This is a genomic window from Anaeromyxobacter sp. SG64, assembly GCF_022690745.1.
In the GTDB taxonomy this organism is placed as follows: Bacteria; Myxococcota; Myxococcia; order Myxococcales; family Anaeromyxobacteraceae; genus Anaeromyxobacter; species Anaeromyxobacter soli.
This window is the reverse complement of record NZ_JALCZB010000153.1, coordinates 1-6,826: the sequence shown is the minus strand read 5'-3', so window position 1 is coordinate 6,826 and position 6,826 is coordinate 1. Positions and strand designations below refer to the sequence as shown.

Below are 6,826 nucleotides of genomic sequence, written 5' to 3'. Positions count from 1 at the left end.
CGCGCGCGAGGCCGGTGCCGCTCGCGAGCGTGCCGCGCTCGCCGCCGACGCCGCCCGCGGCCGCGCCGCCTCCCGCCCAGACTCCCGCCGAGCCGGCGCGGGGGACGCGCATCACGGTGCCGCTCGACGTCGAGGTGCACGGGCGGCTCTACATGGGCGTCGCGGCCGACGAGCGCGACGACTGGACGCGCCGGCTCGACATGTCCTCCGCCCGCATCGGCATCGAGGCGCGCCTGCCCGGCGTGCTCACGGTGCTCGAGGCGGACGTCGCGTCGAAGACGCCCATCAAGGACGCGTACGCGCGCCTCGACGGACCGTTCTCGACGCGCCTGCAGGCCGGGCGCTTCAAGGCGCCGTTCTCGGCCAGGCAGCTCGAGTCGAGCTGGAAGCTGCCGCTCGTCGATCGCGGCCTCGTGAACGGCTACCTCGTGAAGGACAACGAGCTCGGAGGTCGCCGGCTCGGCGCGACCGCCGGGATCCGCCCCTGGCGCGGCCGGGTCGAGCTCGCCGGCGGGGTGTTCGCCGGCGAGCGGAGCGCGTTCGGCGGGGAGAACCGCGCGCAGGACCTCGCCGGTCGCGCGTCCGCGCGCCCCTGGAAGCCCCTCGAGCTGGGCGTGACCGCGTACCGCGCAGGCTCGAGCGATCCGCTCGTGCCGGTGCGCCAGGCCGCGAGCGCGTACGCGCAGCTCTCCGGCGGGCCGCTCGACGCGAGCGTCGAGGGCTTCGGCGGGAAGCTCGACGCCGGCGCCTTCACGGCGGGGACCGCGCTCGTCGGCTGGACCTTCAAGCTCGGGGAGGCGAGGCGGCTGCGGGTGACCCCCGTCGCGGGCGCGGAGGTGCTCGAGCTGCGCGGGACGACCCGCGGGGTCGGGTACTCCGCCATCGCAGGGGCGGTGCTGGCGTGGACCGAGGGACTCAAGGTGAAGGTTCAGGGAGAGCGCGCGCGCCGTCCCGGCGACGAGGTGCCCGGGAACGCGCTGGCGATGCAGATCGCCACGAGGTTCTGAGGACCCGATGATCAACCAGGCGTTCGCCGAGACCGGCATCACGAACCTTCGCAGGGAGGTCAAGCTCCTGCTCGACCCGGACGAGGCCGAGTCGGTCGCCGGCGCGCTCGCGCGGTACGTCGCCCCGCTGGAGAGCCGCGTCGTGTCGGTCTACTTCGACTCGCCGCGCGGGACGCTCGCGCTGCGCGCCGCGGCCTCCCCGGACGACTGCGTGAAGGTCCGCGCCAAGGCGTACGCGCCCGATCGGAGCGACGCCCCCGGGCGCGTGGTGCTCGAGGTGAAGCGGGAGCGCGCCGGGATCACGAGCAAGGAGCGGATCTGGCTCCCCCGCGGCGAGGTGCGCAGGGTGGTCGCCCGCTCGCTCGCCTCCGCGTTCGGGGCGCTCTCGCCCGTGGTCGCGACGTCGTACCGGCGCCGCGTGTACCAGGCCACCGCGCACTGGCGGGTGACGCTCGACGACGCCCTCACGTTCCACGCGGCGAGCTGGTCGCTCTTCTCGGCGGAGGCCCCGCCCTGGCACGGCACCCTCGGACCCGCGTTCGGGGCCGAGCCGCGCGTCGTGGTCGAGCTGAAGTTCGGGCCGGAGGGGCTGCCGCGGTGGCTCGCTCACCTCGGCCGGGCGCGCGGCACGACCTACTCGAAGTTCGCGGCGGCGATCGGGCGCGGCGCCGACGACCGCTCCACGGGGGCATGACGGGTGTTCGTCTCTTTCGAAGGCATCGACGGCAGCGGCAAGACCACCCTCTCGAACCTGGTCTGCGAACGGCTGCGGGCGGCCGGTCACGAGGTCCTGCACGCGCGCGAGAAGGGGGTGCTCGCGTCCGGCGTGGCGCGGCGCGTCCGCGAGCTGACGCGGGACGCGCGCCTGCTCGAGATGTCGGCCCGGACCGAGCTCTTCCTGAACCTCGCGCGGGAGACGCAGCAGCTCGACGAGATCGTGCGGCCCGCGCTCGCGGACGGCCGGCTCGTCGTCGCCGACCGCAGCCTCCACTCGCTCGTCGCGCTCTCCGCGGCGGGGCGTGGGCTGCCGCGGGACGAGGTCGAGGCGGCGGTGCGCGTCGGCGCGGGCGGCACGTGGCCGGATCTCGTCGTGCTCGTCGACGTCGATCCGGACCTGGCGCGGCTCCGCAAGCGCATCGGCAAGATCCTCGAGGGCCGCGACGGCGACGCCGAGTCGCGGAAGGGTCTCGCCGGCGCTGGCCTGCAGGTGCGCGTCCGGCGGCACCTCCGGGCGGAGGCCGAGCACGACCCGGCGCGCTGGATCGTGGCGTCCAACGAGGGGCGGCCGCTCGCGGCGCTGGCCGACGAGGTGACGGACGCGATCCTCGCGCGCCTCGCGCCGAGGACCACGCACGCCGCGCGGGCGCGCCGGGCCTCGGCCGGCGCCCGTGCCGCCGCGCTCGAGGCGGAGGCCTCGCCGGAGCGCGTCGGCGAGCGGTTCCGCGCCGCGATCGCCGCGCTCGCCGGGCCGGAGCCGCACCTCGCCGCGTTCCTCCTCGCCGGCATCCCGGGCGCCGCGGAGCACGCGCTGCGCGTGTCGCTCGCGGCGCGCGCGCCCCGCCTCGTCGCGCGGAGCCTCCAGGGGCTCGCCGATCCCGGCGCCTTCGCGCTCCGGCGCGCGCTCGCCGGAGGGGCTCCCGGCGACGTCCTCGCGAGCCTCGGCGACGACCCTTCTCCGGAGGCGATGGCGCTCCGCGAGCTCCTGTTCGAGGCCGCGCCCGAGGCGGCCCTGGCCGGGCTCGCCCGGAACGGCACGCCGGCCGCCTGGGAGCTGCGGGAGCGCGGGCTCGAGCGCGGCGCGATCGGCGCGGTCCTCGACGGGCTCGGCGCCGTGGACGATCCCGACGCCTGGGCGCTCCGCGGGGAGGGGCTGCACCGCGAGCTCGTGCTCCCCGTCGCGCGGAGCCTCGCCGGGCTCGCCGGCCCGCGCGCCGACGCGCTCCGGGTCGCGCTCGCCGACCGCGATCGGCTGGCCGCGCTGCGCTCCACGGCGGAGGTGGACGGCCCGGTGTCGCGCGAGCTGCGGGAGCGGCTCTTCGAGCACGCCGCGAAGCGCGTGCTGCGCTCGCTCACCGGGATCGACGCACCGTACGCGTGGGCGCTGCGCGAGCGGGCGCTGCCCGCGACGAAGGAGGCGCTCGACTCGGTGGATGGCATGGACCATCCGCGCGCCTGGGCGCTCCGGGAGGCCGGCGCGGAGCTGTGGCCCACGACCGCGGTGTCCTCGCTGCGCGAGCTCGCGCTCCGCGAGCGAGGCCGCGCGCTCGTGGCGCGGGCGCTCCGCGCGGCGCCCGCGAGCCTCCCGGTGCTGCGCAACGCGCACGCGGCGTTCTCCCGCGCGGCGCTCGCCGCCGCGGCGGCGGCACCGGTGGGGCAGGAGGAGGCGGCATGTTCGATCTGACCACGGCGTCCGCGGAGGTGGACCTCGCCGCGCTGCAGGTGGGCGAGCTCGCGCCGCGGTTCGCCGCCGCGCTCCTCATCGGCTCGGTGCTCGCGCTGCGCCCGTGGCGTTACCTCATGGGCCGGCGGCCGCCGCGCCCGGAGATGGCGCAGGCGCAGATCCTGCTCTGCGTCGCCGCCACGATCATCACCATCGTCATCGGCAACAGCCTCGCGAAGGCGTTCGGGCTCGTCGGGCTCGGGAGCTTCGTGCGGTTCCGCTCCGGCCTCAAGGACCCGCGCGACGCCGCCGTCCTCTTCCTCGTCATCGGGCTCGGCATGGCGTGCGGTCACGGCAGCCTCCCGCTCGCCTTCTCCGGCGCGGCGTTCGCCTGCGTGCTCCTCGCCGGGCTCGATCTGTTCAAGGTCCCCGACGCGCCGGCGGCCCCCGAGGCCGACGCGCGCCGATCCGAGGCGCCGCTCGAGATCCGGCCCGCCCCGGCGCCCGCACCCTCCAAGGAGATCGCCTGATGCCTCGCCGACTGCTCCCCCTCGCCGCCGTCGCGCTCGCCGCCTGCGGCGGGGGCGCCATCACGAACGACCCGACGCCGACCCCCTCCGGACAGAAGAACCTCGCGCCGCTCGCCACCGGAGCGAGCTGGCGGTACCGCGTCACCGATCCGCTCCGCGACGCGCCGTTCGAGAAGACGGTCCAGGTCGTCGGCCCGCAGCAGGTGCCCGGGTCCACCGCGTCGGCGATCCTGGTGGTCGACACCGAGCCCACGCAGGAGGAGCGCGGCTGGCTCGTCGAGAAGGACGGCTTCGTCCTGCGCGCCCGCGAGGAGGACCGGAAGGCCGGCCTGCTCGTGCGCACCACCACCTGGTCCCCCGCCGCGCCGAAGACCCTCTCCGCGTCGGCGCCGGTCGGCTCGGTGTACGAGGCGACCGTGCTCGAGCACGAGGAGCACGCGGACGGGACCTTCACGGAGAAGAACCAGACCTACCGGTTCACGGTGATCGCGAAGGACGTGCAGGTGACCGTGCCTGCGGGCACCTTCACCTGCCTGCAGGTCGCGCGCGTCCGCCTGGACAAGATCGGCAGCGACCGCACCTACTGGCTCGCACCCGACGTCGGGAAGGTCCGCGAGGAGGGCGAGCGCACCGAGGAGCTCGTCGCCTACACGCCCGCGCCGTGAGGGCGTGCACGCCTCGCGAATCCTCACTCCGCGACGGCGCCGCAAGGACGAAAGACCTCGCTCGAGCGGCCGTCGTCCAGGGGAGCTCGAGTCGAGGGCACGGGACGCCGAGCGCCGCGTCGCGGCGGCGATACGCGCCGATATCGCGGCGCCGATGTAGGCAACCGCCCGTAAGGGCTGGGAATTCTGGCGGTAGTAACGTTGACCCCCTCGCGAGGCGAGCCCTATACTTCCGGGCCGTCGGCGCTTTCCCGGGCCCTCCTCTCGCCGAGCGTACCCACCTTGAGCGCATCCTCCCTGGACGAGCAGATCCGGTCGCACCTCGAGACGCTGGAGGCCGCGCCCGGCGATCCCGCCGCGTTCGAGGCGCTCGAGGCGCTCTACGAGCAGGACGCCCGCTGGGAGGACCTCGTCTCGCTGTACGAGGGGCGAGCGCGCCTCGTCCCCGAGCCCGGCGCGCCGCTCCTCGCCAAGGCGGCGGCGCTCGCGACGACGAAGCTCCGGAACGTGGCCCGGGCGGAGGAGCTCTACCAGCAGCTCCTCCGGGCCGATCCGGCCGAGCCGGGGGCGCTCGCCGCGCTCACCCAGCTCCTCGAGGATCGCCAGGACTGGCCGGCCCTCGCCGCGGTCCTCGAGCGCGCCGCCGGGGCGGCGGAGCCCGCCGAGGCGGCGCGGCTCACCCTGCGGCTCGGCGTGCTGCACGAGGAGCGGCTCGGGCGGAGAGATCGCGCGGCGCTCCTGTACGCGCGCGCCTGTCGCCAGGACCCGCGGCTGGCCGAGGCGCGCGCCCGGGGCGTCGCCGGCTTCGCGGCGCTCCGCCACTTCGCGCAGGCGAAGCGGCTCCTCGACGAGGCGCGGGACGCGGGCGCGGACGGGCCGACGCTCGCCGCGGAGTACGCCCTCCTCGCCGCGCGGCTCGTGGACGAGCCCCTCGAGCACGGCCTCGCCACCGACGCGGTCATCGAGGCGATGGCGCTCGACCGGGCCGCGCCCGGCGGGCCGGAGATCCGCGAGCGCCTGCGGGCCTTCCCGCGCGCGTGGCGCGACGAGGCGCGCACGCTGGAGGCGCGCGTCCCGAAGGCGCGCGATCGCCGCGAGGCGGCCGCGCTCCAGCTCCGCCTGGCCCAGCTCCACCTCGCCTACGATCCCGAGGGCGTGAAGCGCGCGCTCGAGCGGCTCGACCGCGCCTGGGCGCTCCTGCCCGGCGATCCCGCCGCCCTCGACCTCCTCGCCCGCGTGCACGCCGAGAAGGGCGATCACCGCGCGCACGCCGACGCCCTCGCGCGGCTCGCGACCAAGACCCGCGACCGCGCCGCCCTGGTGGCGCTACACCTGGAGATGGCGCGCGTCGACGTGATCCGCTTCGCCGACGCGGAGAGCGCGCTCGACGCGCTCGGGAAGGCGCTCGCGCTCGATCCCGCCTGCGAGGCGGCCGCGCTCCAGGCCTTCGAGCACCACGCCGACGCAGGCCGGTTCGAGGAGGCGCTCGCGACGCTCGAGCGGCACCTCGCCGCTGCGCCGCCGAAGGCCGCGCACGCGCCGCTGCGGGTCCGCGCGGCGCAGCTCGCCCGCGAGCGGCTCGAGGATCCCGCCCGCGCCCGCCGCCACCTCGAGGCGGCGCTCCGCGCCGATCCCGGCCACGCGCCCGCCGCCGCGGCGCTCGCGCCGCTGCTCGCGGACGCGGGCGAGTGGACCGCGCTCGCCCAGGTGCTCGAGGCCTCGGTGGGCCTGGAGCGCGATCGCGCCGAGCGGATCCGGCTGCTCGAGCGGCTCGCCGAGGTCCAGCAGGAGCGGCTCGGCCGGCCGAAGGACGCCCTCCGGACGCTCTCGCGCGCGCTCGCGCTCGACCCGTCGCGGGCCGCGACGCGCAAGGCGATGGAGGGCGCCGCCGCGCGCGCCGACGCCTACCTCGACCTCGTGCGCGCCTACCGCGCCGCCGCCAGCGCGGTGCAGGACGACCTCCGCGCGCGGAAGACCCTGCTCCGCCGCGTGGCGGAGATCCTCGATCGCGACCTCGGCAAGCCCGAGGAGGCGGTGGGGGCCTGGCGCGCGCTCTCGGAGCTCGACCTCGAGGACCGCGGGGCGACCGCCGCGCTCGAGGCCTGCATGGCGCGCGCGGGCCAGCAGGTGGAGCTCGCGCACGAGCTCGAGCAGCGCCGCGACGCGGCGGCGGGCGACGAGCGGCGCGCGCTCTCGGCCCGGCTCGGCGCGCTGTGGCTCGACGCCGCCCAGCCCGAGCGAGCC

6 protein-coding genes are annotated in these 6,826 nt (G+C 77.0%); all 6 read left to right on the top strand.

The genetic code is table 11. The features are described from left to right. On the top strand, positions 1-1,007 hold a 1,007-nt coding region (locus MNZ29_RS23200), incomplete at its 5' end, for a porin (RefSeq protein ID WP_242356956.1). Between the two features lie 7 nt (positions 1,008-1,014). Then, positions 1,015-1,701, top strand: coding sequence for a VTC domain-containing protein (locus tag MNZ29_RS23195; protein ID WP_242341574.1), 687 nt, complete (start codon positions 1,015-1,017; stop codon positions 1,699-1,701). 3 nt (positions 1,702-1,704) lie between these two features. Next, positions 1,705-3,408: a dTMP kinase gene (gene tmk / locus MNZ29_RS23190; RefSeq protein WP_242356954.1), complete on the top strand. Its 1,704-nt coding sequence runs from the start codon at positions 1,705-1,707 to the stop codon at positions 3,406-3,408. Next, complete coding sequence (locus tag MNZ29_RS23185) at positions 3,396-3,917, top strand: DUF4956 domain-containing protein (RefSeq protein WP_242341499.1); 522 nt, start codon at positions 3,396-3,398, stop codon at positions 3,915-3,917. The genes tmk and MNZ29_RS23185 overlap by 13 nt, the downstream gene beginning before the upstream one ends. Then, the gene (locus tag MNZ29_RS23180) at positions 3,917-4,582 is read left to right on the top strand and encodes a hypothetical protein (protein WP_242341498.1); all 666 of its coding nucleotides are present in this window, start codon (positions 3,917-3,919) and stop codon (positions 4,580-4,582) included. The genes MNZ29_RS23185 and MNZ29_RS23180 overlap by 1 nt, the downstream gene beginning before the upstream one ends. Positions 4,583-4,864: 282 nt before the next feature. Continuing rightward, the coding region (locus MNZ29_RS23175) for a tetratricopeptide repeat protein (protein ID WP_374110856.1) at positions 4,865-6,826 on the top strand (1,962 nt) is incomplete at its 3' end.